At 71.9% G+C, this 25,046-nt stretch carries 20 protein-coding genes; 15 read left to right on the plus strand and 5 right to left on the minus strand.

Going from position 1 to position 25,046, the window contains the following annotated elements; translation table 11 throughout:
• Window positions 1–124 precede the first annotated feature (124 nt).
• Window positions 125–703 carry a biotin transporter BioY gene (locus ACFWJX_RS14760; protein ID WP_383241928.1) on the minus strand — a complete coding sequence of 193 codons (579 nt, stop codon included), beginning with the start codon at window positions 701–703 and terminating at the stop codon, window positions 125–127.
• Between the two features lie 494 nt (window positions 704–1,197).
• On the opposite strand from ACFWJX_RS14760, the gene ACFWJX_RS14765 reads away from it, so the two are divergent.
• The 11 genes from ACFWJX_RS14765 to ACFWJX_RS14815 all read left to right on the plus strand — a co-directional run bounded on the left by ACFWJX_RS14765 (window position 1,198) and on the right by ACFWJX_RS14815 (window position 14,066).
• Entirely contained in the window at window positions 1,198–2,424 is a 1,227-nt protein-coding gene (locus tag ACFWJX_RS14765; RefSeq protein WP_383241931.1) for an ROK family protein, read from the plus strand.
• 215 nt (window positions 2,425–2,639) lie between these two features.
• Complete coding sequence (locus ACFWJX_RS14770; protein ID WP_383241934.1) at window positions 2,640–3,707, plus strand: ABC transporter substrate-binding protein; 1,068 nt, start codon at window positions 2,640–2,642, stop codon at window positions 3,705–3,707.
• The gene (locus ACFWJX_RS14775; RefSeq protein WP_383241937.1) at window positions 3,704–4,579 is read left to right on the plus strand and encodes an ABC transporter permease; all 876 of its coding nucleotides are present in this window, start codon (window positions 3,704–3,706) and stop codon (window positions 4,577–4,579) included. Before ACFWJX_RS14770 ends, ACFWJX_RS14775 begins: the two co-directional genes overlap by 4 nt.
• A complete protein-coding gene (locus ACFWJX_RS14780; RefSeq protein ID WP_383241940.1) occupies window positions 4,555–5,289 on the plus strand; it encodes an ABC transporter ATP-binding protein in 735 nt (244 codons plus the stop codon). The genes ACFWJX_RS14775 and ACFWJX_RS14780 overlap by 25 nt, the downstream gene beginning before the upstream one ends.
• On the plus strand, window positions 5,286–6,644 hold the full coding sequence (locus ACFWJX_RS14785; protein ID WP_383241943.1) for an LLM class flavin-dependent oxidoreductase: 1,359 nt from the start codon (window positions 5,286–5,288) through the stop codon (window positions 6,642–6,644). The genes ACFWJX_RS14780 and ACFWJX_RS14785 overlap by 4 nt, the downstream gene beginning before the upstream one ends.
• A 14-nt stretch (window positions 6,645–6,658) precedes the next feature.
• The gene (locus tag ACFWJX_RS14790) at window positions 6,659–7,549 is read left to right on the plus strand and encodes a TauD/TfdA dioxygenase family protein (protein ID WP_383241946.1); all 891 of its coding nucleotides are present in this window, start codon (window positions 6,659–6,661) and stop codon (window positions 7,547–7,549) included.
• A gap of 111 nt (window positions 7,550–7,660) precedes the next feature.
• The gene (locus ACFWJX_RS14795) at window positions 7,661–9,040 is read left to right on the plus strand and encodes an amino acid permease (protein WP_383241949.1); all 1,380 of its coding nucleotides are present in this window, start codon (window positions 7,661–7,663) and stop codon (window positions 9,038–9,040) included.
• Between the two features lie 162 nt (window positions 9,041–9,202).
• Window positions 9,203–9,844 (plus strand): superoxide dismutase, encoded by a 642-nt coding sequence (locus ACFWJX_RS14800; RefSeq protein ID WP_383241952.1) that lies wholly within the window; start codon window positions 9,203–9,205, stop codon window positions 9,842–9,844.
• Between the two features lie 189 nt (window positions 9,845–10,033).
• The gene (locus tag ACFWJX_RS14805; protein ID WP_383241955.1) at window positions 10,034–12,226 is read left to right on the plus strand and encodes an MMPL family transporter; all 2,193 of its coding nucleotides are present in this window, start codon (window positions 10,034–10,036) and stop codon (window positions 12,224–12,226) included.
• A 5-nt stretch (window positions 12,227–12,231) separates the two neighbouring features.
• Window positions 12,232–13,431 (plus strand): sensor histidine kinase, encoded by a 1,200-nt coding sequence (locus tag ACFWJX_RS14810; RefSeq protein WP_383241958.1) that lies wholly within the window; start codon window positions 12,232–12,234, stop codon window positions 13,429–13,431.
• Window positions 13,428–14,066, plus strand: coding sequence for a response regulator (locus tag ACFWJX_RS14815; RefSeq protein WP_383241961.1), 639 nt, complete (start codon window positions 13,428–13,430; stop codon window positions 14,064–14,066). Before ACFWJX_RS14810 ends, ACFWJX_RS14815 begins: the two co-directional genes overlap by 4 nt.
• 57 nt (window positions 14,067–14,123) lie before the next feature.
• Here the strand turns inward: ACFWJX_RS14815 and ACFWJX_RS14820 are convergent, their stop codons facing one another.
• Complete coding sequence (locus tag ACFWJX_RS14820; protein WP_383241964.1) at window positions 14,124–14,768, minus strand: DsbA family protein; 645 nt, start codon at window positions 14,766–14,768, stop codon at window positions 14,124–14,126.
• A gap of 159 nt (window positions 14,769–14,927) precedes the next feature.
• On the opposite strand from ACFWJX_RS14820, the gene pepN reads away from it, so the two are divergent.
• Together pepN and ACFWJX_RS14830 are read left to right on the plus strand one after the other, a co-directional pair.
• A complete protein-coding gene (gene pepN / locus ACFWJX_RS14825) occupies window positions 14,928–17,534 on the plus strand; it encodes an aminopeptidase N (protein WP_383241967.1) in 2,607 nt (868 codons plus the stop codon).
• A 236-nt stretch (window positions 17,535–17,770) separates the two neighbouring features.
• Window positions 17,771–18,820, plus strand: a complete 1,050-nt coding sequence (locus ACFWJX_RS14830; RefSeq protein WP_383241970.1) for a hypothetical protein — start codon at window positions 17,771–17,773, stop codon at window positions 18,818–18,820.
• A gap of 101 nt (window positions 18,821–18,921) precedes the next feature.
• On the opposite strand, the gene ACFWJX_RS14835 is transcribed toward ACFWJX_RS14830, so the two are convergent.
• From ACFWJX_RS14835 to ACFWJX_RS14845, 3 genes are read right to left on the minus strand one after another with little or no spacing between them, the layout of a single operon-like run.
• The gene (locus ACFWJX_RS14835; RefSeq protein WP_383241973.1) at window positions 18,922–19,386 is read right to left on the minus strand and encodes an NUDIX hydrolase; all 465 of its coding nucleotides are present in this window, start codon (window positions 19,384–19,386) and stop codon (window positions 18,922–18,924) included.
• A gap of 9 nt (window positions 19,387–19,395) precedes the next feature.
• Window positions 19,396–20,283 (minus strand): pyridoxamine 5'-phosphate oxidase family protein, encoded by an 888-nt coding sequence (locus ACFWJX_RS14840; protein ID WP_383241976.1) that lies wholly within the window; start codon window positions 20,281–20,283, stop codon window positions 19,396–19,398.
• A gap of 14 nt (window positions 20,284–20,297) precedes the next feature.
• Window positions 20,298–20,744, minus strand: coding sequence for a VOC family protein (locus ACFWJX_RS14845; protein WP_383241979.1), 447 nt, complete (start codon window positions 20,742–20,744; stop codon window positions 20,298–20,300).
• Window positions 20,745–20,868: 124 nt separating this feature from the next.
• Between ACFWJX_RS14845 and ACFWJX_RS14850 the strand changes: the two genes are divergently transcribed.
• Window positions 20,869–21,450: a CGNR zinc finger domain-containing protein gene (locus tag ACFWJX_RS14850; protein WP_383241982.1), complete on the plus strand. Its 582-nt coding sequence runs from the start codon at window positions 20,869–20,871 to the stop codon at window positions 21,448–21,450.
• A gap of 239 nt (window positions 21,451–21,689) precedes the next feature.
• Window positions 21,690–24,998, plus strand: coding sequence for a S8 family serine peptidase (locus ACFWJX_RS14855; protein WP_383241985.1), 3,309 nt, complete (start codon window positions 21,690–21,692; stop codon window positions 24,996–24,998).
• The last annotated feature ends 48 nt before the right edge of the window (window positions 24,999–25,046 follow it).

The raw sequence follows: 25,046 nt of genomic DNA on the forward strand, positions 1-25,046 counted from the left end.
GTGCCCCTGCGCGCGCCGCGCGCCGTCGGCCTCGGCGCCCCCGCCGGGGGTGCCCTCGGTCTCGGGTCGGCGGGTGCCCCCCCTGGGGCCCCCCGCCCCCCCTCTCCGGTGAACTTCCCTCGGCTCAGCGGTTGACGAGCTTCCACGCGGTGGGCAGCAGACCCATCGCCAGGGCCGCCTTGAGGGCGTCGCCGATCAGGAAGGGCGTCAGTCCGGCCGCGATCGCGGCGGAGGCGGAGATGTCGGCGGCGTAGGCGAGGTAGGGCACGCCGATCGCGTAGATGATCGCCTCGCCCACCAGCATCGTGCCCGCCATGCGCAGGACCGAGCGGTCGGCGCCGCGGCGGGCCAGGGCGCCGACCACCGTCGAGGCGAGGATCATGCCGAGGACGTAGCCGAAGGAGACCGCGCCCGCCCCGGAGCCGCCCTCCGCGAACCACGGCACGCCCGCCATGCCGACCAGCGCGTAGACGGCGAGGGAGAGGAAGCCGCGCCGGGCGCCGAGGGCCGTGCCGACCAGCAGGGCGGCGAAGGTCTGGCCGGTCACCGGCACCGGGGAGCCGGGTACGGGGACCGCGATCTGGGCCGCGAGTCCGGTGAGCGCGGCGCCGCCGAGCACGAGCGTGACATCCCGGACACGGGAGGCCGGGATCAGGTCGGCGAGGACCCGTCCGGGGCTGACGGGGGTGGCGGCGGTGCTCATGGGGACTCCGCGAGGTAGGTGCGGTTCGGGACACCGTGACGCTATCCCAGGGGACTCGGCCCGATCACCGTCAGTGGTCGACAAACGGGCGAGCGGGGGCTTGGTGGGCTCCGGACAAAGGTTGGCGGTTACACGCGGTGCGGCGTGACCCTGGTCACTGAGGTGCCGTGGCGACGGCAACGCGGGGGGTGTGGCGGGCGTCTGTGGTGTTTCGCCCATCGGACCGACCGGCGTCTCGGCGGCGCGCGGGCAGCCGTCCCGGCAGCGGGCCGCCGCCGTCTCACCCGTCGGTCGCCGTCTGGGCAGACGTCGGCGGCTTTGTTAGCTTCGGGCGCATGGTTGCCCAGGCCCTGAACTTCTCGTCGCGTCGCCACGTCGATCTGCGACGCGTGGGCGCGGCCGCCTGTCGCCCTCCGGTCTGAGGCGGGCGGAGCCGATCCGTGGCGCCTCGTACGACGACGGCGCAGTGTCGGACCGGCCCGTGAGGAATCTCCATGCCCCGTACCGCGACAGTTCCCCTTGCCTTCAACCCCGTTCCCCGTGCCGCCGACCGTGACCGGCGGCGTACGAGCGCCAGTGTGATCCTGCGGTCCGTGCTGGAGCACGGGCCGGTGGCGCGCAGCACCATCGCCCGGCTGACCGGGCTGTCCCCCGCCTCGGTCACCGACCACTGCGCGCGCCTCGCCGGGCTCGGCTTGGTCCGGGAGGCCGATCTGCCGCGGCGCAGCAACGGCGTCGGCCGGCCGCACGTCCCCGTGGACCTGGACGGCACGCGGTTCGTGGTGGGCGGGGTGCATGTGGCCGTGCCGTACACGACGGTCGCGTTGCTCGATCTGCGGGGACGGGTGCTGGCGCGGCGGGAGTTGAAGCACCGCGGCACCGGGCCGGCCGGGGTGCTGGCGCGGGCGGCCGAGGGGCTGGCCGCGCTGTGCGCCGAGGGGTCCGGCCGCCGCCCGCTGGGGGTGGGGGTGGCCGTGGGCGGCTGGGTGGACCGGGATTCGGGGACCGTCGTCGAACATCCGCTGCTGGGCTGGCGTGACGTGCCGGTGCGGGAGCTGGTCGGCGCTCGTACGGGGCTGCCGGTCCATGTGGACGGGCACGCGCGGGCGTTGGTCAACGCGGAGCGGCTGTTCGGGCGGGCGCGCGGCAGCCGCAGTCTGCTGCACCTGTTCGTCGGGAACGTGGTCGACGCGGCGTTCGCCACCCATGACCAGGTGCATCACGGGCCGCGTTCGCAGGCGGGCGCCATCGCCCATCTGCCATTGGCCGGCGGCAGCGAGCCGTGCGACTGCGGGCGCACCGGTTGCCTCCAGGTGGAACTGAGCGAGCGGACGTTGTGCCGGCGGGCACGGGCGGCCGGGCTGATCGACGGGACGAACCCGATGCACGTGGTCGCCGCCGCCGCCGACGGTGACGCGGTTGCCGTACGGCTGCTGCTGGAGCGGGCGCGGATGACGGGGCGGGCGGCCGGGCTGCTGCTGGACGTGCTCAACCCGGAGAGCGTGGTCGTCACCGAGGTGGGGGCCATGTTCCGGGCGGACTGTCTGGCCGCGCTGCGGGCGGAGGTCGGGGCGGAGCGGGCGGCGTCGGTGTCGCCGACCAGCTTTCCGGACGCCGTGCTCGCGGTGGCGGGCGGAGCGGTGGCCCTGGACGTGCTGTACCGGGACCCGCTGAACCTGTTGCGCGGGGATTCCCCGGCCGCCCCACCTCAGCCGAATTAATTCAAAAACTCCGGATGTTGACAGGCACGGTCCGGGAACAGGAGCATCTTCCTCATGAGCTGTCGCACCCTTTGTTGCTGACGCGTTGACGCGCCCCGAGCGCTCATCTTCTCCTGCGTGAATTCCCTTCGCGGGCCCTTTCCGGCCCGGAATCACGCACGCTTTCCCGCCTTCGTACGGCGCTTTGTCCTGCCTTTCCCTCAGGGAGTCCCGTCATGCCCGTTTCCCGTGCGTCCGGTGTCGACCGGCGCCTCTTCCTCACCTCGCTGCTGGGGGTCACCGCCGCTGCCGCCGGGCTGAGCGGCTGCGCCGAGAGCAGTGCGGCCGCCGGGTCCGAGGGGGCGTCGACGGCCCCGCTCGCCGACAAGGTGCCCGCCGGCACCAGCCTGAAGATCGCCTCCTACCAGAATGTCCAGCAGCTCCAGTTCAAGCTGGCGAAGCTGCCCGATCCGCCGTTCAAGGTGTCGGGCTGGCTGAACATCGGGGCCGGTCCCGATGTCATCAACGCGTTCCGCGCGAAGTCCCTCGACGTCGCCAACAATGCGGGTATTCCGCCGATCCAGGCGCACTACCAGGGATTCGACGCGAAGATCGTCGCGATCAACATCACGCGCAAGCCGAACTATCTCTTCGCCACCAAGCCCGGCAGCGACATCCGGAGCATCGCGGATTTCAAGGGCCGCAAACTCGCCTTCTCGCAGGGGCAGGCGCAGGGTGTCGTCCTGCTGCGGGCGCTGAAGAAGGCGGGCCTGGAGTACGACGACGTCGACCTGGTCCCGCTGACCAGCAACCAGTTCCTGACCGCCCTCCAGTCGGGCCAGGTCGACATCGCCCCGCTGGGCAACACGCAGGCACCGGCGTACCTGGCGCAGTACGAGTCCAAGGGCGCCCGCACGATCACCACCGATGTCGTGGACCTGCTCAGCCTGCTGTGGGCGCCGGTCTCCGTGCTGAACGACCGGGCCAAGGCGGCCGCGGTCGCCGCGTACGTCCCGCGGTGGGCGCAGGGCCAGGTCTGGCAGTACGAGCACCCGGACGTCTGGAACGAGGAGTTCTACGTCAAGACGCAGAACCTCACGCTCCCCCAGGCCCGGTCCATCACCGCCCTCGCCAACAAGCCGCTGTTCCCGCCGAGTTGGACGGAGGCGATCGCCTGGGAGCAGGAGACCGCCGATCTGCTCGCCGAGGGCGGCTTCGTGAAGAGCTTCGACGTCGGCACGCTCTTCGACCACCGCTTCGAGGGCATCGCCGCCGCGTCCGTACCGGCCGAGTACCGGAAGTGACCGCCATGACCACGACCACCACGACCACCGTGACCACCGCTCCTTCGGAGAGGACCGTCCCCGCTGCCGTCGCCGACGAGCGGCCCCGCACCCGTCGCCGCGGGCTCGCCCCCGGCAAACGTCTGCCCGCCGCCCGGCTCAGCGGACCGCTGCTGCTGCTCGCCCTGTGGGCCGCCGCCTCGGCCGCCGGGCGGCTCGACCCCGGTGCCGTGCCCGCGCCCTGGACGGTGCTGGAGACCGGGGTACGCCTGTGGACCGACGGCACGCTGACCGATGACGTCCTGACCTCGCTGCAACGGGCCGGGTCCGGCTTCGCGATCGGGCTGACCGCCGGGGTGCTGCTGGCGCTGGCGTCCGGGCTGACCCGGACCGGGGAGGCGCTGATCGACGGGACGGTCAACCTCAACCGGGCGATCCCGACGCTCGGTCTGATCCCGCTGTTCATCCTCTGGCTGGGCATCGGCGAGACCTTCAAGATCGCGATCATCGCCATCGTCGTCTACATCCCGATCTACCTGAACACGCATGCCGCACTGTCCGGCATCGACCACCGCTTCGTCGAACTCGCCGAGGTGCAGGGCCTGTCGAAGCTCGCCTTCATCCGGGAGATCGTCGTCCCCGGCGCGCTGCCCGGCTTCTTCGTCGGGCTGCGGCTCGGGGTCACCGGGTCATGGCTGGGGCTGGTGGTCCTGGAGCAGATCAACGCCACCAGCGGCCTCGGCTATCTGATGTTCCAGGCCCAGAACTACGGCCAGTCGGACGTCATCCTCGTCGGTCTGGTCGTCTACGGCGTCTTCGGCCTGGTCTCCGACAGCGTGGTCCGTCTCGTCGAACGGAGGGTGCTGTCATGGCGCCGCACACTGAGCAACTGACCCGTACCGCCGTACGGCTGGAGGGCCTCACCCGGTCCTTCGAGGGGCGTACCGTCCTCGACGGCGTCGACCTGGACATCCCCGCAGGGCAGTTCGTGGCCCTGCTCGGGCACAGCGGGTCCGGCAAGAGCACCCTGCTGCGGGCCGTCGCCGGACTCGACCACGAGGTGACCGGGAGCGGGCGGCTGACTGCCCCGGAGCGGGTGTCCGTCGTCTTCCAGGACTCCCGGCTGCTGCCCTGGCGGCGGGTGCTGGCCAATGTCCTGCTCGGGCTCGACGGCAAGGCGGCCGGGGAGCGGGGCCGGGAGGCGCTCGCCGAGGTGGGTCTCGCGGGCCGTGAGCGGGCCTGGCCCAACGAGCTGTCCGGCGGCGAGGCCCAGCGTGCGGCGCTGGCCCGCTCCCTGGTGCGTGAGCCCGAACTGCTGCTGGCGGACGAGCCGTTCGGCGCGCTCGACGCCCTCACCCGCATCAGGATGCACGCCCTGCTGCGGGAACTGTGGGAGCGGCACCGGCCGTCCGTGCTGCTCGTCACCCACGACGTGGACGAGGCGATCGTGCTCGCCGACCGGGTCCTCGTCCTCGACCAGGGCCGTATCGGCCTCGACCTGACCATCGACCGCCCGCACCCGCGCTCGTACCGGGACCCGCTGCTCGGCGAATACCGCGAACGGCTGCTCGCCGCCCTGGGCGTCACGGAGGACCACCAGTGACCACGAGAACACTCCACCTCAACGCGTTCCTGATGAACACCGGCCACCACGAGGCGTCCTGGCGGCTCCCCGAGAGCGATCCGTACGCCCATGTCGACCTCGCGCACTACGTCCACCTGGCGCGGATCGCCGAACGCGGCACCTTCGACTCGCTGTTCCTCGCCGACGGGCCGCAGCTGTGGGGGACGGTCGCGCAGCGGCCCGCCGGGGCGCTGGAGCCGCTCACGCTGCTGACCGCGCTGGCCACGGCGACCGAGCACATCGGCCTGATCGCCACCGCGTCCACGTCCTACAACTCGCCCTACAACCTGGCCCGCAGGTTCGCCTCGCTGGACATCGTCAGCGGCGGACGGGCCGGCTGGAACATCGTCACCACCGCCGGTGCCGAGGCCGCCCGCAACTTCGGGCTCGACGCGGAGCCCGCCCACGCCGAACGGTACGCACGGGCCGCCGAGTTCCTCGACGTGGCGCTGAAGCTGTGGGACAGCTGGGAGGACGACGCGATCGTCGCCGACAAGGCGGCCGGCGTCTGGGGCGACGACACGAAGATCCACCCGCCCCGGCACCAGGGAACGTACTTCAGCGTCGAGGGGGCCCTCAACGTGCCCCGCACACCGCAGGGTTACCCGCTGCTGGTGCAGGCGGGCTCCTCGGAGGACGGCAAGGCGTTCGCCGCCCGGTACGCGGAGGCGGTGTTCACCGCGCAGCAGACCCTCGCCGACGCGCAGGCCTTCTACACCGACCTCAAGGCACGGACCGTCCGGGCGGGCCGGGACCCCGGCCACATCAAGGTGCTGCCGGGGATCGTCCCGGTGATCGGCTCCACGGAGGCCGAGGCGCGGGCGCACGAGCGGGAGCTGGAGGAGCACATCGTGCACGCGCACGGCGTCCGGCGGCTGGAGCAGCTCCTCCAGCTGGAGCCGGGCACACTCGCCCTGGACGCGGAACTGCCCGCGGATCTGCCGCCCGAGGACGCCATCGAGGGCGCCAGGAGCCGCTACACGCTCGTGGTGGAGCTGGCCCGGCGCGAGCGGCTCACCGTGCGGCAGCTGATCGGGCGGCTGGGCGGCGGGCGCGGGCACCTCACCTTCACCGGGACGCCCGAGCAGGTCGCCGACGCGATCGAGACCTGGTTCACGCGCGGTGCCGCCGACGGTTTCAACATCATGCCCGCGCTGCTGCCCTCCGGCCTGGACTCCTTCGTCGACCACGTCGTCCCGCTGCTGCGCGCCCGCGGTCTGCTCCGCACCGAGTACGGCCCCCGCCGGACCCTGCGCGACAGGTACGGCCTCCCGCGCCCCGCCAACCAGTACACCCGGTTCCCTGCCGCCGCCCCCGCTCCCGCCCTCGTCTGAAAGGACGTCCTGTCATGACCCTCGACCTCCGCAAGGTCACCGCGCACATCGGCGCCCATGTCTTCGGCGTCGACATCTCCAAGCCGCTGGACGGCGAGACGGTCGCCGCGCTCCGCGAGGCGCTCAACGTCCACAAGGCGCTGGTCTTCGACGACGTCCACCTCGACGACGAGGGCCAGCAGACCTTCGCCCGCCACTTCGGCGACCTCACCACCGCCCACCCGACCGTGCCCGCCGTCGACGGCGCCCCGAACGTGCTGCCCGTCGACAGCGAGCAGGGCAGCGCCAACCACTGGCACACCGACGTCACCTTCGTCCTCAACCCGCCGCAGGCCAGCACCCTGCGCAGCCTCACCCTCCCGCCGTACGGCGGCGAGACGCTGATCGCCAGTTCGGCGGCGGCCTACCGGCAGCTGCCCGAGCCGCTGCGGCGGCTGGCGGACGGGCTGTGGGCGGAGCACACCAACGACTACGACTACGCGGTGCCCGCCGAGGACATCGACGAGGAACGGGCCGCCCAGCGCGCCCGGTTCACGTCCATCAAGTACCGCACCGCCCACCCGGTGGTCCGCGTCCATCCGCTGACCGGTGAGCGCGGGCTGTTCATCGGCGGGTTCGCGCAGCGGATCGTCGGGCTGTCGGTGGGCGAGTCCCGCACGATCCTGGACCTGCTCCAGTCCTATGTCACCCGGCCGGAGAACATCCTGCGCCACCGCTGGTCGCCGAACCAGCTCGTCCTGTTCGACAACCGCATCACCCAGCACTACGCCGTCGACAACTACGACCGGCGGCCGCGCCGGCTGCACCGGGTGACCGTGGCCGGTGACGTCCCGGTGGGCATCGACGGCCGGGAGAGCCGGCCGGTGGAGGGTGACGCCGCGCACTACACCTCCGTAGCGGCGTAGACACAGCCCGTTCCGGATGTGTCCGGATAGTGGGCAGTCCGTTCGGTGAGCGAACGGGCTGCCCAGACTGTGGGCGTTTTTGCCCTCTCACGCATTGGACGAGCCGCGCCCATGCCCAGCACCACGGTCGGGACTCCCCCGGAGTCCGACGACGTCTCCCTCTCGCACGGCCTCAAGCAACGCCATCTGTCGATGATCGCCCTCGGCGGCGTCATCGGCGCCGGCCTCTTCATCGGCTCCGGGGCGGGCATCGCCGCCGCCGGTCCCTCGATCGTCCTCGCCTACGCCCTCTCCGGCCTCCTCGTGATGCTGGTGATGCGGATGCTGGGCGAGATGTCGGCCGCGTATCCCTCCTCCGGCTCCTTCTCGGCGCACGCCGAGCGGGCGATCGGCCCCTGGGCGGGCTTCACGGCGGGATGGTCGTTCTGGGTCCTGCTGTGCACGGCCGTCGGCCTGGAGGGCATCGGCGCGGCGAAGATCGTCACCGGCTGGCTGCCGGGCACGCCCGAGTGGGCGTGGGTGGCGCTGTTCATGGTGGTGTTCTGCGGGGCGAACCTGGCCGCCGTGAAGAACTTCGGCGAGTTCGAGTTCTGGTTCGCGGCGCTGAAGGTCGGCGCGATCAGCCTGTTCCTGGTGCTGGGCGTGCTGGCGATCGCCGGCGTCCTGCCCGGCACCGACTCCCCCGGCACCTCGCATCTGACGGAGTTCCTGCCCCATGGCGGCGAGGGCCTGGTCGTCGGCCTGCTGGCCTCGGTGTTCGCGTACGGCGGCCTGGAGACCGTCACCATCGCGGCGGCCGAGTCGGAGGACCCGGTCAAGGGCGTGGCGAGCGCGGTCCGTACGGCGATGTGGCGCATCGCGCTGTTCTACATCGGCTCGATGGCGGTCGTCGTCACCCTCGTCCCGTGGGACTCGGAGGCGGTCGTCGAGAAGGGCCCGTACGTCGCCGCGCTCGACCAGCTGGGCATCCCGGGCGCCGGTCAGCTCATGAACGTCGTCGTCCTGGCCGCGCTGCTGAGCGCGATGAACGCCAACATCTACGGCTCCTCGCGGATCGCCTACTCGCTGGTGGAGCGGGGGCAGGGGCCGAAGGCGCTGGGCCGGGTGTCGGGCGGGGTCCCACGCACGGCCGTGCTGGTGTCGTGCGTGTTCGGCTTCGGCTGCGTGCTGCTCAGCTACTGGCGGCCCGACGACGTCTTCGCCTGGCTGCTGAACATGATCGGCGCGGTGATCCTCGTCGTGTGGATCTTCATCGCGGTGTCGCAGCTGCGGTTGCGCCGACGGCTGGAGCGCGAGGCGTCGCGGCAGTTGGTCGTGCGGATGTGGGCGTTCCCGGTGCTGACGTGGATCGCGCTGGCCGGCATGGCGGCGATCTTCGTCCTGATGGCTCGGGAGCCCGGCACACGGGTGCAGCTGTACTCGACGGGCGCGATGACGGCGGCGCTGGCGCTGGGCGGACACGCCTGGCAGCGGACACGCGCCAAGCTCTGAGACGGTCGTCAGGCGCGAGGCCCCCACGTGAGCGACACGTGGGGGCCTTTCCGTTGGCCACGGCCGGCCGTCTGCCTGCGTCCTGCTTGCCCGTGGGATCCTTGTTGTTGCTAACCTGCACTTGCAACCTCATTGCAATAAGGTTCGGAGGGGAACCCCGCCATGCCCGTCTACACGCTTCCTGAACTGCCGTACGACTACTCCGCGCTCGCCCCCGTGATCAGCCCCGAGATCATCGAGCTGCACCACGACAAGCACCACGCGGCCTATGTGAAGGGCGCCAACGACACGCTGGAGCAGCTCGCGGAGGCGCGGGACAAGGAGCTGTGGGGCTCGGTCAACGGGCTGGAGAAGAACCTGGCCTTTCACCTCTCCGGGCACATCCTGCACTCGGTCTACTGGCAGAACATGACCGGCGAGGGCGGCGGCGAGCCCCTCGCGGCGGACGGCGTGGGCGAGCTGGCGGACGCCATCACCGAGTCCTTCGGCTCCTTCGCCGGGTTCAAGGCCCAGCTGACCAAGGCCTCCGCGACCACCCAGGGCTCCGGCTGGGGCGTCCTCGCCTACGAGCCCCTCAGTGGCCGGCTGATCGTCGAGCAGGTCTACGACCACCAGGGCAACGTCGGCCAGGGTTCCGTGCCGGTCCTCGTCTTCGACGCCTGGGAGCACGCCTTCTACCTCCAGTACAAGAACCAGAAGGTCGACTTCATCGAGGCCATGTGGCAGGTCGTCAACTGGCAGGACGTACAGCGCCGCTACCTGGCCGCGAAGTCCCGCGCCGACGTGCTGCTGCTCGTGCCGTAGGGCGCCGCTCAACGTCCCGCCTCGTGATCGTCTTCTCACCCTTCACGACGGCGGGCGGAAGGAAGGAGACCCCCGCGAGGACGTGACTCGCGGGGGTTTCCCGCTCCCTCAGGTCAACCGATCGGTGGACGACGGGTTCCACCGGTCACCTCTGTCGGCCGACCGCCCCCGCCGACAAGGCTTTGGGGCATGAACTCACTCACTGTGCGCATGGCACGGAGCAGTGCCCGGCACCCCTGGCGGGCGATCGTCGGCTGGCTGGTGTTCGTGGCCCTGTGCCTGGGCGTCGGCGGCGCCGTCGGCACGAACAGCGCCCGGACCGCCGACTACCGGGTCGGCGAGGCCGGCCGCGCCGAGGCCCTGGCCGCCGAGGGCCTGCTGGAGCGCAGATCCACCGAGCAGGTGCTGATCTCGGCCCGGTCGGGTGCCCTGGACGAGCGGGCCTCGGCGGCGGCCGTACGGGATCTCACCGCCCGCATGGAACGGCTCCCGGACGTGGCGGACGTCGCCGCGCCCGTCCGTTCCGCCGACGGCCGGACCCTGCTGGTCGAGGTGGCGCTGAAGGGCGAGGAACGGGACGCCAAGGACAAGGTCGACGCCCTGACCGCGCAGACGGCCGCCGTCCAGGAGCTCCATCCCGGCCTGCTCCTGGAGGAGACCGGAAGTCCCTCCATCAGCAAGGGGGTCGACGCCCAGCGGAGTGCCGACCTGGCCCTCTCCGAGAAGATCACGCTGCCGGTCACCCTGCTCACCCTGCTGGTCGTCTTCGGCTCGCTCACCATGGCCGCCGTACCGCTGCTGCTGGCGCTGTCCTCGATCGCGGCGGCCGTCGGCCTGTCGATGGTGGCCTCGCACCTCTCCCCCGACGCGGGCGTCGGCACCAACGTCATCCTGATGATCGGTCTCGCCGTCGGCGTCGACTACACACTCTTCCACCTGAAGCGGGAGCGCGAGGAGCGGGCCCGCGGCGAGGGCCGGCTGAGCGCCGAGGCGCTGGTGGAGCTGGCGGCGGCCACCTCGGGCCGGGCCGTCGTGGTCTCCGGGCTCGCGGTCGTCGCCTCCACCGCCACCCTGTACCTGGCGTCGGACGTCATCTTCTCCTCCCTCGCCACCGGCACCGTCGTGGTCGTCCTGGTCGCCGTGGCCAGCTCCCTGACCGCGCTGCCCGCGCTGCTGACCGTGCTGGGCCGGCGGGCCGAGCGCCGAGCGGAGCGGCGGGCCGCGCGCGGAAAGCCGGCCCGGCGTACCCGTGCCACCGGCGGCGGCCGCCTCTGGACGGCACTGCTGCGCCCCGCCGCCCGGCATCCGCTGGCCACCCTGTGCCTGTCCGTCCTCGCCCTGCTCGCGCTCGTCGTCCCGCTGGCCGGGCTGCACATCACCGAGATGAGCCGCGACACGCACTCCCGCGACATCCCCGCGATGCGGGTGTACGACCGGCTCAACGACACGTTCCCCGAGCGGCGCGTCACCCACCAGGTCGTGGTCCGCGCCGACGCCTCCCGTGCCGCCCAGGTCACCGGCGCCCTGCGCGAGCTGGCCGAACGGGCCGACGCCGACCCGCTGTTCACCGGCACATCCCGGCTGCGCGGCTCGGCCGACCACCGCACCAGCACCCTCGAACTGAACGTGCCCCACCTCGGCAACTCCGACGAGGCCCACGCCTCCCTCGACCACCTGCGGGACACCTACCTGCCCGCCACGGTCGGCCGGGTCCCCGGCGCCGAGTACGGCGTGAGCGGCGACGTGGCCCGCTACGCCGACTATCCGGCCCACCAGAACGGCAAACTCCCGCTGGTGCTGGGGGCGTTGCTCCTGGTCACGTTCCTGATGACGCTCTACGCGTTCCGCTCGGTCGTCCTCGGCCTGATCGGCGTCGTACTGAACCTGCTGTCGGCGGCGGCCTCGCTCGGCCTGCTCGTCCTCGTCTTCCAGGGGACGTGGGCGGAAGGGCTTCTCGACTTCACCTCCACCGGGTCGATCGGCTCGCGCGTCCCGCTGTTCCTGTTCGTGATCCTGTTCGGCCTGTCCATGGACTACCAGGTGTTCGTGGTCAGCCGGATCCGCGAGGCCGTCCTCGCCGGCGCCCCGACCCGGCAGGCGGTGCTCGACGGGATCCGCAGCTCGGCGAGCGTGGTGACCAGCGCGGCGGTCGTGATGACCACGGTGTTCGTGAGCTTCGTCTTCCTGCACATCATCGAGATGAAGCAGATCGGCTTCGTCCTCGCCGCGGCCGTCCTGCTGGACGCCTTCGTCGTACGGATCCTGGTGCTGCCGTCGGCGATGCTGCTGCTCGGCGAGCGCACCTGGTGGCCGGTACGGCCCGCGGCACCGGCCCCGCGGGGCCGAACGGCTCCGGAGCGGGCGGCGGTCGACGTACGTTGACCGGTATGACCGCGCTGACCGGCCCCTCCGCCGCCACCTTCTGGGCCACGTCCCTGCGCCGCTGGAACACGGTGTGCTGGGTGCTGTTCGCCGCGATGGCCTTCGGGATCGCGGCGATGGGCCGGCCCGGCGGGGAGATGTACGGGGCGCTCGGCCTGCTGGGCTGCGTGGTGCTCGGCTACGCGCTCCTCGACCGTTTCCCCGGCAACCGGATCGTCCGCCCGCACGGCTATCTCGCCGTGCTGGCGCTCGCGCTGGGCGGGCTGGCGTATCTGCGCACCAGCTATGCGGCGCTGTTCATGGTGACGCTGCCGCACTACTGGATGTTCGGGCGGACCCCGAGGATCTCCATGGGGTTCCTCGGGCTCGCCACCTTCACGACCCTGCTGGGCAGTTGGCTCCAGCTGGGCTGGTCGGCGGAGTTCCTCGGCGAGACGGCCGTGTCCACCCTGATCGTCGTCGCGGTCGGGGTGCTGATCGGCCTGTGGGCGCACTCGGTGGTCGAGCAGAGCACCGAACGGGCCCGGCTCATCGACGAGTTGGAGCGGGCGCAGGCCCAGCTGTCGGCGGCGCACCAGCGGCAGGGCGCTGCCGACGAGCGGGAGCGGCTGGCGCGGGAGATCCACGACACCCTGGCGCAGGGCTTCGCGTCCATCGTGGTCCTCGCGGAGGCGGCGCGGGCGGGGCTGGCGGCCGATCCGGGGCGCAGCGCCCAGCAGTTGCGGTCGATCGAGTCGACGGCCCGCGAGAACCTCGCGGAGGCCCGGGAGCTGGTGGGCTCGGGCGGGAGTCAGGGGCAGGTGGCGGCGGGGTCGGTGGCCGGTACGCTGCGCCGGGTGCTGGACCGGTTCGCCGAGGACACCGGGCTCGCCGTGGACGCCGATCTGGCGGACCCGGAGTGCGACCAGCAGACCCGGATCGCGCTGCTGCGCTGCACGCAGGAGTCGCTGGCCAACGTGCGCAAGCACGCCCGTGCCTCCACGGTCGGGGTGGTCCTGGCGCGGCTGCCGTACGGGGTGGAGCTGGAGATCACCGACGACGGGACCGGGTTCGTGGTGGAGGAGTCCACCGGGTTCGGTCTGGACGGGATGCGCAAGCGGCTGGCGGAGCTGGGCGGGCGGCTGACGGTCACCAGCTCGGTCGGCGACGGGACGAGGATCCTGGCGACGGTTCCCCTCGCCGGGGGCACGGAGGGGACGGCATGAGCGAGGCGGGACTGCGTGTGGTCGTGGTCGACGACCACACGGTGATGCGGGCGGGGGTGATCGCGCTGCTGGCCGGTGAGGACGGCATCGAGATCGTCGGCGAGGCGGGCGACGGACGGGCCGCCCTCGACCTCGTCGAGCGGTACGACCCGGACGTGGCCCTCGTCGACCTGCGGATGCCGGTGCTGGACGGGGTGGCGACCACCACCGAGATCGTCGCCCGGTATCCGCGCACCCGGGTGCTGATCCTGACGACGTACGACACCGACGCGGAGATCGAGCGAGGGGTGGAGGCCGGGGCCATCGGATATCTGCTGAAGGACACCACGCGCGAGCAGCTCGTCGACGCGATCCGGGCGGCGGCGCGCGGGGAGACCGTGCTGGCGCCGCGGGTGGCGGAGAAGCTGGTCGCCCGGCTGCGGCGCCCGGTGCACGACCCGCTGACCGCGCGGGAGAGCGAGGTGCTGAACGCGGTGGCCGACGGGCTGACCAACGCAGAGATCGGCCGCCGGCTGGTCATCACGGAGGCCACCGTGAAGACGCATCTGCTGCGCCTGTTCGCCAAGCTGGACGTCAACGACCGGACCCGGGCGGTGGTGGTGGCGCTGGACCGGGGCCTGCTGCGACGGCCGTAGACCATGGTGCCCCCGCGGGCGCGGCTCGCGGGGGCATCCACGTCGGTGGGCCGGGGTTTACAGGTTGCTGAAGTCGGGGCCCTTGGTGCGGGTCCGCTTGATCTCGTAGAAGCCGGGCACCGAGGCGACCGCGAGGGTGCCGTCCCACAGCCGCGCGGCGTCCTCGCCCTTGGGGGCGGGGGTGACGACCGGGCCGAAGAAGGCGATCTGCTCGCCGTCGGCGCCGGGCACGGCGATGACCGGGGTGCCGACCTCCTGGCCGACCTGGTCGATGCCCTCCTTGTGGGAGGCGCGCAGCTCGGCCTCGAACTCGAAGTTCTCCTGCTCGGCGTACTCGATGAGGTCGGCGGGGAGTCCGGCGTCCTCGAGAGCGCCGGCGATGGCCTCCAGGGTCGGGCCCTCGCCGTTGTTGTGGAAGCGGGTGCCGAGCGCGGTGTAGAGCGGGCCGAGGACCTCGGCGCCGTGCTTCTGCCAGGCGGCGGTCACCACCCGGACGGGCTTCCAGGCCTTGGTGGCGAGCATGTCCCGGTACTCCTCGGGCAGCTCGTCGAGCTTGTCCTCGTTGAGCACGGCCAGGCTCATCACATGCCAGTGGACCTCGATGTCACGGACCTTCTCCACTTCCAGCACCCAGCGGGAGGTCATCCAGGCCCAGGGGCACAGCGGGTCGAACCAGAAGTCGACGGGGGTCTTCTGCGACATGTCTCTCCTCAGGAGGAACGGTTTCCCTGGTGAACGCCACGGCCCGCACCGGTCATTCCCCGCTGCCGGGCGTCAGGGGCGCATGGCAGGATCGGTGCTGTCCACAGCCCTTGCGCGGGCACATCGCCCTTGCGCAGACACATCGAGGGAGTACCGCCCGTGCCCGGTGAGAACCTGTCCCGTGACGAGGCCCGGGAGCGGGCCGCACTGCTGTCCGTCGACGGGTACGACGTGTCCCTCGACGTGCGTTCCGCGATCGGCGACGCGAGCGGCGAGGGAGGCGGCGACGAGGGCGGTGAGCCGCGCACCTTCCGCTCGGTCACCACGATCCGCTTCCGCTGCAACGAGCCCGGCGCGTCCAGCTTCGCGGACCTGATCGCGCCGAGCGTGACGGCCGTCTCCCTCAACGGCCGCGACCTCGACCCCGGCGAGGTCTTCGACGGATCCCGGATCCAGCTCGACGACCTCGCCGCCGAGAACGAGCTGGTCGTCGACGCCCGGTGCGCCTACTCGCGCACCGGCGAGGGCCTGCACCGCTTCGTCGACCCCGAGGACGGCGAGGTCTACCTCTACACCCAGTACGAGCCGGCCGACTCGCGCCGTGTGTTCGCGGGCTTCGAGCAGCCCGACCTCAAGGCGCCGTTCCGCTTCGAGGTGCGGGCGCCCGAGGAGTGGGTGGTGTGGAGCAACGGCACCGGCGAGCGCGCGGACGGCGTGTGGCGGTTCGCGGAGACCAAGCCGATCTCGACGTACATCACCTGTGTGGTGGCGGGCCCCTACCACTACGTGACGGACTCCTACACGCGCGAGCTGGAGGACGGTTCGACGCTGGAGATCCCGCTCGGCGCCCTGTGCCGCAAGGGACTCGCGCCCTACTTCGACTCCGACGACGTCTTCCTCGTCACCAAGCAGGGCCTGGACTTCTTCCACGACCACTTCGACTACCCCTACCCCTTCGGGAAGTACGACCAGGCGTTCGTGCCCGAGTACAACCTGGGGGCGATGGAGAACCCGGGTCTGGTGACCTTCCGCGAGGAGTACATCTTCCGGGGCAAGGTGACACAGGCGTCGTACGAGGCGCGGGCCAACGTCATCCTGCACGAGATGGCGCACATGTGGTTCGGCGACCTGGTCACCATGGAGTGGTGGGACGACCTGTGGCTGAAGGAGTCCTTCGCGGACTTCATGGGCTCCTTCTCGCTGGTCGGCGCGACCCGCTTCACCGACGGCTGGATCACCTTCGCCAACCGCCGCAAGGCATGGGCCTACCGGGCCGACCAGCTGCCCTCCACCCACCCGGTCACCGCCGACATCCGCGACCTCCAGGACGCCAAGCTCAACTTCGACGGCATCACCTACGCCAAGGGCGCCTCGGTGCTGAAGCAGCTGGTGGCGTACGTCGGCCAGGACGCGTTCCTGGAGGGCGCCCGCCGCTACTTCAAGCGGCACGCCTACGGCAACACCCGCCTGGGCGACCTGCTGTCGGTACTGGGCGAGACCAGCGGCCGGGACATGGCCGTATGGGCGCGGTCCTGGCTCCAGACGGCCGGGGTGAACTCGCTGACCCCGCAGGTGCTGCTGGACGCCGGGGGCCGGGTCGACGAGCTGGCGGTGCTCCAGGAGGCGGCGGAGGCGTACCCGGAGCTGCGGCCGCACCGGGTGGCCATCGGTCTGTACCGGCGGGTCGACGGGCGTCTCGTGCGCTACGCGCGTGCCGAGGCGGACGTCGAGGGGCCGCGGACGGTCGTGGCGGAGCTGGCGGGCGCGGAGGCGCCGGAGCTGATCCTGGTCAACGACGAGGATCTGACGTACTGCAAGATCCGGTTCGACGAGACCTCGCTGGCGGCGCTCAGGGAGTCCCTCGGGGACATCACCGACCCGCTGGCCCGCGCGCTGTGCTGGTCGGCGCTGTGGAACATGACGCGGGACGCGCTGCTGCCCGCGCGGGACTTCGTGGAGCTGGTGCTGCGGTTCGCGGGGCGCGAGAGCGACATCGGCGTGCTCCAGATGTTGCACGCGTGGGCGGACTCGGCGTTGGTGCACTACGCGGCGCCCGACTGGCGGCCGGCCGGCGAGCGGCTGCTCGCGGAGGGCGCGCTGGCGGAGCTGCGGTCGGCGGAGCCGGGCAGCGAGCACCAGCTGGCGTGGGCGCGGTTCTTCGCGTCGGCGGCGTCCGGCCCGGCCGACCTCGACCTGCTCCGGGGGCTGCTGGAGGGTTCGGCGGAGATCGACGGTCTGGAGGTGGACCAGGAGCTGCGCTGGGCGTTCCTGGAGCCGCTGGCCGCGCACGGCCGCGCCGACGAGGGCGTCCTGGCGGCGGAGCTGGCCCGTGACGACACCGCGTCGGGCAAGCGGCACCAGGTGCGCTGTCTCGCCGCCCGTCCGTCGGCGGCGGTCAAGGCGCAGGCCTGGGTGCAGCTCGTCGAGTCGGACGCGCTGTCCAACGCGCTGGTCGAGGCGACCATCGCGGGCTTCCAGCAGCCCTCGCAGCGCGCGCTGCTCGCCCCGTACGCGGAGAAGTACTTCGCGGTGATCGGGCGGATCTGGGAGCAGCGGTCCATCCAGATCGCGATGAACGTGGTCAAGGGCCTGTTCCCGGCCCTGCTGGACTCCCCGGAGACGCTGGCGGCGACGGACGCGTGGCTGGCCGCGCACGAGTCGGCGCCGCCGGCCCTGCGCAGGCTGGTGCTGGAGGCGCGGGACGACCTTGCGCGGGGGCTGCGCGGACAGGCGTGCGACGCGGCGGGCGGGGCCGGCACCGGCTGACGGCGGCCGATCCCGACCGGCACCGCCCGACCTTTGGCCCGAGATCCGGCGGACGGTGACCGTTACGGAATTCCGTCAATCCGACCCGTAACCCCTGGCTCCCACCGAATGGACCAGGGGTTTTCGGCGCCTACTCGGCACCCGAACACCCATCCTTTAGGACGAGCTTGTCCGGATTTGTCGACGAGCGTGTAACAGCGGTTACAGGAGGGATCAGGGACGGGAATCTCCGGGTCATGAACCACAACACCCCCCTGCCCCAGGCCACCGCCCGTCCCCTGCGTCACCTCTCGGAGGTGCAGCGGCGGCTACTGACCACGGCCCAGCTCCGCTCGCACGGCGTGTCACCGGCCGAGACGGACGAGCAGTGCCGGTCCGGCGGCCCCTGGCAGCAGCTCCTGCCGGGCGTGTACCTGCTGCACCCCGGGCCGCCGACCAGCGAGGAGCGGCTGCACGCGGTGCTGCTGTACGCGGCCCGCGAGGTGACGGCGCCCGGGGTGCCCACCCAGCCGGAGCCGGGGCAGCCGCACCGGCCCGTGTACCGCGAGGCGATGATCACGGGGCTGGCGGCGCTGACCCTGCACGGCTTCACCTCCGCGCCGCCGCTGCTCTCGCTGGACCGCATCGACGTCCTGGTGCCCCGGCTGCGCCGGCTGCGTTCGACGGGCTGCGCACACGTCCTGCGCGCCGCGTCCCTGCCGGCTCCCGAGGAGGCCACGGGGGTTCCGGTGGCGCCGGTGCCACGCGCCCTGGCGGACGCCGTGTCCCAGCTGACGGACGCGGGTGCGGTACGGCGGCTGCTGTCGGAGGCGGTGCGCGACGGGCACTGCGAACCGGCGACGGTCGTACGGGAGTTGAGCAACGCCAAGCTGCTGAGCCGGCCGCACGTGGTGGACGCGGTGGACTCGCTGCTGGCCGAGGGGCGGGCGATCGCCGAGGAACGCCTCTACTCGATGGTGCGCGAGTTCGGCCTGCCGGACCCGGTGTGGAACGTCGACCTGCGGCTGCCGGGCGGCCCGCACCTCGGGGGCCTGGACGCGTACTGGCCGGAGCAGGCGGTGGCGGTGGAGCTGGACACGCGGGCCCCGCGTCAGGACGAGGACGCGCTCTGGTCGGAGTACGCCCGCAAGCGGGAGCATCTGGAGCGGCTGGGTATCACGGTCGTGTACATCACACCGAGGAAGCTCCGGGACGGGATGGAGCAGCAGGCGGCGGTGGTGCGCACGGCGCTGATGGCGTCGGGGGACCGCGATCCGGCGGCGTATGTCGTGGTGCTGCCCCGGTAGTGACGGACCGGAGCGGTACCAGGAGGGGAGAGGAGGGGCCATCGGGTGCGACCCGGCGGCCCCTCCTCGCGTAGCGGGCCGAGGTCGCGCACCGCGCTGCGTCATGCCTCCGGCGGCACCGACACCCGCCCGTTCACGGGCCGCTCGCGCCACAGCTTCAGCGCCACGTCGACCAGCCGGACCCGGGTCAGTTCCGGTACGGCCGTCAGGTCGTGCCAGGCGGCCAGGTCGGTCGATCCGCCGATCTCGTTGCGGAGTTCGCCGCCGGTCACCCGGCCCTCGTAGACGATCCGCACCCCGTGGTGGTCGACGGGGCCGCGCAGGCCACCCTGGCGGAAGGTGCGGTGGGAGGAGTCCACGCCGAGGAGACCGGTCACCTCGATGCGGTAGCCGGTCTCCTCCTCCAGTTCCCGGACGACGGTGTCGTGCGGGTCCTCGCCGTGCTCCATGCCGCCGCCGGGCAGCACCCACTCCGGGGTGCCGTCGGGCGCGGGCGAACGGGCCAGCAGCAGTTGTCCGTCCCGGACGCACACGGCGTAGGCCGCCACCCTCAACTTCTTGCGCACACCGAGACGTTAGCGGCCAGGGTCCGGGTTGGCAGGTGAGTATTCGGGTGCGGACCAGCGCAGGGGGAGCGCGGCGGGGGTGTCGACGGTGTGCGTCACGGTGAAGCGGACCGTGCGCTCGCCGTCGGGGCGGAACTCGGTGCGGGCCTCCCCGGTGATCTGGAGGGTGCGGCCCGTCGTCCAGTCGAGGAACAGCAGTCCGGCGCGCGGATCCGCGGTGAGGTTGCCGAGGCTGAGGAACATGGCGTTGCCGGGGTAGTCCCGCCAGGCCAGTTCGCCCGGTGAGACGACCCGTACGAAGCCGGGGTTGCCGCCGCGGTGACTGGCGTCGGCGCCGCCCTCGCGGACGCTGGCGAGGAAGAAGGTGTCTGCGGCGGCGACGAACCCGTCCTGGTCCGGGGTGAGTTCGGTGCCGCGCCGGGGCGCACCGGGAAGACGGCCGGACACCGTGTCGTAGGTCTCCCGCCTCTGGAGGTACTTGGGGCAGTTGGCGAACACCTGGTCGGCCTCGACGGCGAAGCCGCGCGGGGTGGGCCGCAACCGCCCGTTGAGGCGCATACGGCGGCGGGTGCGCGGGTCCAGGGCGATCGTGCCGACGGGGGTGTGCGGGGTGGTGAGGGCCGTGGCGAGCGGGTCGGCCGGGGCCGCCCCTCCCGTGACGGAGATCTGCCGGGGCCCGGTGGCCCGCACGAAGCCGGGCGTACCCGTGATCACCGAGGCCCACACGGCGCCGCTCGCGGGGTCGGCGGCGGCCAGGACGAGTTGCGGCTGGAGTTCCAGGAAGGCGGCGGCGACGGACCGGATGCCCTCGCCGACGGACCGGCCGACGTGGTCGGCGAGGTCACGCACCCCGAGCCGGTCCTGGAGGGTGCGCGAGCCTGCGTGGTAGAGGTCCATGACCTGATCCGTGCCTAGAAGAAGCCGCAGGTCGGAGCGGACGCGTCGCCGGGCGCCGGGGCTCCGTCCAGCCCGTCGGACACCGAGATCTCCAGCCGGGTGCCGTCGGGGTCGTGGAAGAAGATGCCGCCGGAGGCCGCGCCCTCGTGGTGGGCGACGACACCCTCGTGGGCGAAGTCGGCGCCGTGGGCCCGCAGGGCCGCCTCGTACTCCCGGACCCGCTCGACCGAGTCGGCCTCGAAGGCGAGGTGGTGCAGTCCGGCGCGGGCTCCGTCGTACGGCCCCTGCGCCTGCTGCCAGAGGGTGAGGACGAACCGGTCGCCGTCACCGAGGAAGGCGTACCGCCGGCCCTCCTCCTTGCCCTCTCCGACGAGGGCGAAGCCCAGGACGTCCCGGTAGAAGGCGAGGGAGCGGTCGAGGTCGGTGACGTTCAGGCCGATGTGGCCGGTGCGCAGGGTCATGACGGGTGTCCCCTTCGACGGAAACAGCTCAACAGTTCTAACCTTTGTTCATCACGTTAGAGGTTAGAAGAGGTCGCGTCAACCGGTCACGTACTCTTCGGTGGTTAGTGCGGAAGGAGTTCCGATGCCCACCACCACCCCCGACCCGCGCCCCCTCACCGGCGAGCCCCTCGCGCTCGACCTGCTCAACACGCGCTGGATGCGGGAGGGGTCCCTCCAGGACCTGCTGACCGACACGGCCGGGCTCGCGGTGTGGCTCGCCGCGAACGGACTGGACGGGCGGTTCACCGCGGACGCGGCCACCCTGCGGCACGTCCTGCGGGCGCGCGACGCGCTCAAGGCGGCCGTGGACGGGCCCACCGCGGCCGGCGGGGCCACGGGCGACGCGGCGACGCGCGAGGCGGCCACCGCCGAAGTGGACGCCGTGCTGGAGCACGGGCGCATCCGGCCCACCCTCACCGCCGAAGGCCCCGGCGAACGAGCAGAGTTCGCGGACGAGTCCTGGGGGCCGGCCTGGCTGGCCGCCCGCGACTACCTGGCACTCCTCGCCACCGCGCCCGACCGGATCCGCGGCTGCGCGCACGAGGCATGCGTCCTGCACTTCTTCGACACCTCGCGCAACGGCACCCGCCGCTGGTGTTCGATGGCCGGCTGCGGCAACCGCGCGAAGGCGTCCCGCCACTACGCCCGCACGAAGGACGCCTGACCGGCCCGCACGAAGACGCGGACACCGGGCCCCCGTCACACGGACGGGCCACAACCCTTGCACGGGTGACTCGTAGAGGGTTTTCCCCATACATCCATATCGATTCGGTCAACTATCCCCAAAAGACTGTCCCTTGGACAAGGCTGTGCGATCGTCCGGGACCGCGTTCCGGACGTTCGCGATCAGGCAGGAACGGCCCGGTCGCGCGACGCTCGTTCCTTTACCTACAAGGGATGCCGATGACCCACACCCCCCAGCGCGAACCGATACCCGGCGCAAGACGCGTGGTCCGGATAGCCGTGGCCGCCGGTCTGGTGGCAGCGCTGTCCGCGGCCGGGCCGATACCCCTGGCCTTCTCCGCCGACCAGGCCCCGGCCGCCGCCGACCCCGGCGTGAAGTCCGCAGCCGAGAAGCTCGGATCCGACGACGCCGACCTCCTCGCCGAGGCCAAGGCCGCCGGCGACAAGAACGTGACGCTGATGGTCGCCACGGCACCCGGTCAGACCGAGCAGGTCGCCGGAGAGCTGGACGCGGTCAAGGGCGGTTCCGTGGGCCTGGCCTACGACAAGCTCGGCTACGTCCGCGCCACCGTCCCGACCGGCAAGGCGGACTCGGCCATCGCCGCCGCCACGAAGCTGTCCTCGGTGCGCGCGATCGACCTGCGCCAGGAGATCGTCCTCGACGACCCGACGCCGACCGCGGACGCCGCCAAGAGCGCGGGCGGCACCTCGAGCGCGAAGACCTACCCCGCGCCGAACAGGAAGACGCCCGCCGAGAACCCGTACAACCCGTCCTTCGAGACGGGCGCCGTCGACTTCGTGGACGACCACCCGAAGGCGGACGGCCGCGGCATCACCATCGGTGTGCTGGACTCCGGCGTGGACCTCGCGCACCCCGCGCTGCAGAAGACCACCACGGGTGAGCGCAAGATCGTCGACTGGGTCACCGCCACCGACCCGATCCTGGACGGCGACGCGAGCTGGCGCGCCATGGTGAACTCGGTCTCCGGGCCCACCTTCACCTACGGCGGCCGCACCTGGACCGCACCGGCGGGCACCCACTCGATCAACCTGTTCCGCGAGTCGGCCACCGCGGGCGGCGACGCCCAGGGCGACGTCAACCGCGACGGCGACACCACCGACTCCTGGGGCGTGCTGTACGACGCCGCCGCGGGCACGGTCACCGTCGATGTGAACGCCAACGGCGACTTCACCGACGACACCGCCATGAAGCCGTACAAGGACGGCTACCAGATCGGGTACTTCGGCACCGACGACCCGTCGACCGACGTCGCCGAGCGGCAGCCGTTCGTCGTCGAGGTCCGCAAGGACGTCCCGATGGACCCGTACGGCGGCGACTGGGTCGGCAAGAAGGCCGACTTCGCCAACATCGGTCTCATCGCCAGCGAGCACGGCACCCACGTCGCCGGCATCACCGCCGCGAACGGCCTGTTCGGCGGCGAGATGGACGGCGCGGCCCCCGGCGCGAAGATCGTCTCCTCGCGTGCCTGCGTCTTCGGCCCCGGCTGCACCAACGTCGCGCTCACCGAGGGCATGATCGACCTCGTCGTCAACCGCGGTGTCGACATCGTCAACATGTCGATCGGCGGCCTCCCGGCGCTGAACGACGGCAACAACGCGCGCGCCGAGATGTACACGCGCCTCATCGACACCTACGGCGTCCAGCTGGTGATCTCCGCGGGCAACGAGGGCCCCGGCGCCAACACCGTCGGCGACCCCGGCCTGGCCGACAAGGTCATCTCGGTCGGCGCGGCCATCTCCAAGGAGACCTGGGCCGCCAACTACGGCTCGCAGGTGACGAAGAAGTACGCGCTGCTGCCCTTCTCCTCGCGCGGCCCGCGTGAGGACGGCGGCTTCACCCCGACCCTGGTCGCCCCCGGCGCCGCGATCAACACCATCCAGACCTGGCTGCCGGGCGCCCCGGTCGCCGAGTCCGGCTACACCCTGCCGGCCGGCTACGGGATGCTCCAGGGCACGTCGATGTCGTCCCCGCAGGCCGCGGGCGCCTCGGCGCTGCTGCTGAGCGCCGCCAAGCAGAAGCGCATCGAGCTGACGCCGGCCGACCTGCGCACGGCGCTCACCTCGACCGCCGACCACATCAAGGGCCTCCAGGCCTACGAAGAGGGCGCGGGCGCCATCAACATCGTGGACGCCTGGGAGGCCATCGAGGACGGCGCCACCGCCCACGAGTACACGGTCAAGGCCCCGGTCGACACCGCGCTCGACGCCGCGCTGAAGACGCCGGGCTTCGGCACCGGCATCTACGACCGCGAGGGCGGTCTGAAGGCCGGTCAGAAGAAGACGTACGACGTCACCATCACCCGTACGACCGGTGCCGACAAGGCGATCCGGCACGAGCTGCACCTCGAGAACAACGCGGCCGGCGCCTTCCGGATCGTCGGCTCGGACGAGGTGAAGCTGCCGCTGAACAAGCCGGTGACCGTCAGGATCCAGGCCGCTCCGAAGTCCGCGGGCATCAAGAGCGCGATCCTCGAGGTCGACGACCCGAAGACCGAGGGCACCGACAAGCTGGTCCTGAACACGGTCGTCGTGTCGACGCCGGTGGCGCACACGTTCTCCGCCAAGAGCACCGTGCAGCGCAACAGCTCGCAGCACTACTTCGTGACCGTGCCCGAGGGCGCGTCGTCGCTGGAGGTCGCGATCGGCGGGCTCAAGGACAAGAGCCAGACCCGGTTCATCTCGATCCACCCGTACGGTGTCGCCGTCGAGGACAGCGCCACCATCTACTGCTACAACAACTACCTCGACGGCAACGGCTGCCGGCCCGACGCGCGGTCGTACACCGACCCGCAGCCCGGCGTCTGGGAGATCGAGGTCGAGTCGCGCCGCACGTCGCCGCTGCTCGACAACCCGTACAAGCTGGACGTCACCGTGTTCGGCGCGGCCTTCGACCCGGCGACCGTGACCGTGCCCGAGGCGAAGGTCGGCACCCCGGCCCCCGTCTCCTGGAAGGTGACGAACAACTTCGCCGCCGTCGACGGCAAGCTGGTGGGCGGCCCGCTCGGCTCCTCCAAGCAGGCCCGTCCGACCATCGCGGACCACGAGAACCAGACGACCACGGTCGAGGTGCCCGCGGGCGCCAAGTCCCTGGACGTCTCCATCGGCGGTGTCTCCGACGCCTCCGCCGACCTCGACCTGACCGTGTACGACGCGGCCGGCAACCAGGTCGCGCAGCAGGCCGACGGTGACTCCAACGAGGCCGTGTCCATCCCGTCGCCCGCCGCCGGGACGTACACCATCGAGGTCGCGGGTTACTCGGTGCCGGCCGGCACGACCGCGTACGACTACCTGGACGTGTTCTTCTCGTCCTCGCTCGGCACGGTCGGCGTCGACGAGACGACGCCGGTGAAGCTGGCCACGGGGGCCTCGACGGCGGTCTCCGCGACCGTCACCGCCGCGGCCCCCGCGCCGGAGGGCCGGTCCTTCTTCGGCCAGGTCCAGCTGGTGAACGCGCGCGGCACCGTCGCGGGCCTCGGCAGCGTGTCCATCGAGAAGGTCCTGCCGTAGCACCGAGGTGAGCATCAAGGGGGCGGGCGTCCGGTCGGGCGCCCGCCC

The sequence above is a fragment of the Streptomyces sp. NPDC058335 genome (genome assembly GCF_042723915.1).
GTDB lineage: Bacteria > Actinomycetota > Actinomycetes > Streptomycetales > Streptomycetaceae > Streptomyces.

What these genes read in the sequence shown, in the direction of transcription:
- ACFWJX_RS14800 (WP_383241952.1), top strand. Translation starts at nt 9,203, where the DNA reads ATGCCCGTCTACACGCTTCCTGAACTGCCGTACGACTACTCCGCGCTC.
- ACFWJX_RS14795 (WP_383241949.1), top strand. Translation starts at nt 7,661, where the DNA reads ATGCCCAGCACCACGGTCGGGACTCCCCCGGAGTCCGACGACGTCTCC.
- ACFWJX_RS14760 (WP_383241928.1), bottom strand. Translation starts at nt 703, where the DNA reads ATGAGCACCGCCGCCACCCCCGTCAGCCCCGGACGGGTCCTCGCCGAC.
- ACFWJX_RS14815 (WP_383241961.1), top strand. Translation starts at nt 13,428, where the DNA reads ATGAGCGAGGCGGGACTGCGTGTGGTCGTGGTCGACGACCACACGGTG.
- ACFWJX_RS14855 (WP_383241985.1), top strand. Translation starts at nt 21,690, where the DNA reads ATGACCCACACCCCCCAGCGCGAACCGATACCCGGCGCAAGACGCGTG.
- ACFWJX_RS14845 (WP_383241979.1), bottom strand. Translation starts at nt 20,744, where the DNA reads ATGACCCTGCGCACCGGCCACATCGGCCTGAACGTCACCGACCTCGAC.
- ACFWJX_RS14780 (WP_383241940.1), top strand. Translation starts at nt 4,555, where the DNA reads ATGGCGCCGCACACTGAGCAACTGACCCGTACCGCCGTACGGCTGGAG.
- ACFWJX_RS14810 (WP_383241958.1), top strand. Translation starts at nt 12,232, where the DNA reads ATGACCGCGCTGACCGGCCCCTCCGCCGCCACCTTCTGGGCCACGTCC.
- ACFWJX_RS14805 (WP_383241955.1), top strand. Translation starts at nt 10,034, where the DNA reads ATGAACTCACTCACTGTGCGCATGGCACGGAGCAGTGCCCGGCACCCC.
- ACFWJX_RS14830 (WP_383241970.1), top strand. Translation starts at nt 17,771, where the DNA reads ATGAACCACAACACCCCCCTGCCCCAGGCCACCGCCCGTCCCCTGCGT.
- ACFWJX_RS14850 (WP_383241982.1), top strand. Translation starts at nt 20,869, where the DNA reads ATGCCCACCACCACCCCCGACCCGCGCCCCCTCACCGGCGAGCCCCTC.
- ACFWJX_RS14770 (WP_383241934.1), top strand. Translation starts at nt 2,640, where the DNA reads ATGCCCGTTTCCCGTGCGTCCGGTGTCGACCGGCGCCTCTTCCTCACC.
- ACFWJX_RS14840 (WP_383241976.1), bottom strand. Translation starts at nt 20,283, where the DNA reads ATGGACCTCTACCACGCAGGCTCGCGCACCCTCCAGGACCGGCTCGGG.
- ACFWJX_RS14790 (WP_383241946.1), top strand. Translation starts at nt 6,659, where the DNA reads ATGACCCTCGACCTCCGCAAGGTCACCGCGCACATCGGCGCCCATGTC.
- ACFWJX_RS14765 (WP_383241931.1), top strand. Translation starts at nt 1,198, where the DNA reads ATGCCCCGTACCGCGACAGTTCCCCTTGCCTTCAACCCCGTTCCCCGT.
- ACFWJX_RS14820 (WP_383241964.1), bottom strand. Translation starts at nt 14,768, where the DNA reads ATGTCGCAGAAGACCCCCGTCGACTTCTGGTTCGACCCGCTGTGCCCC.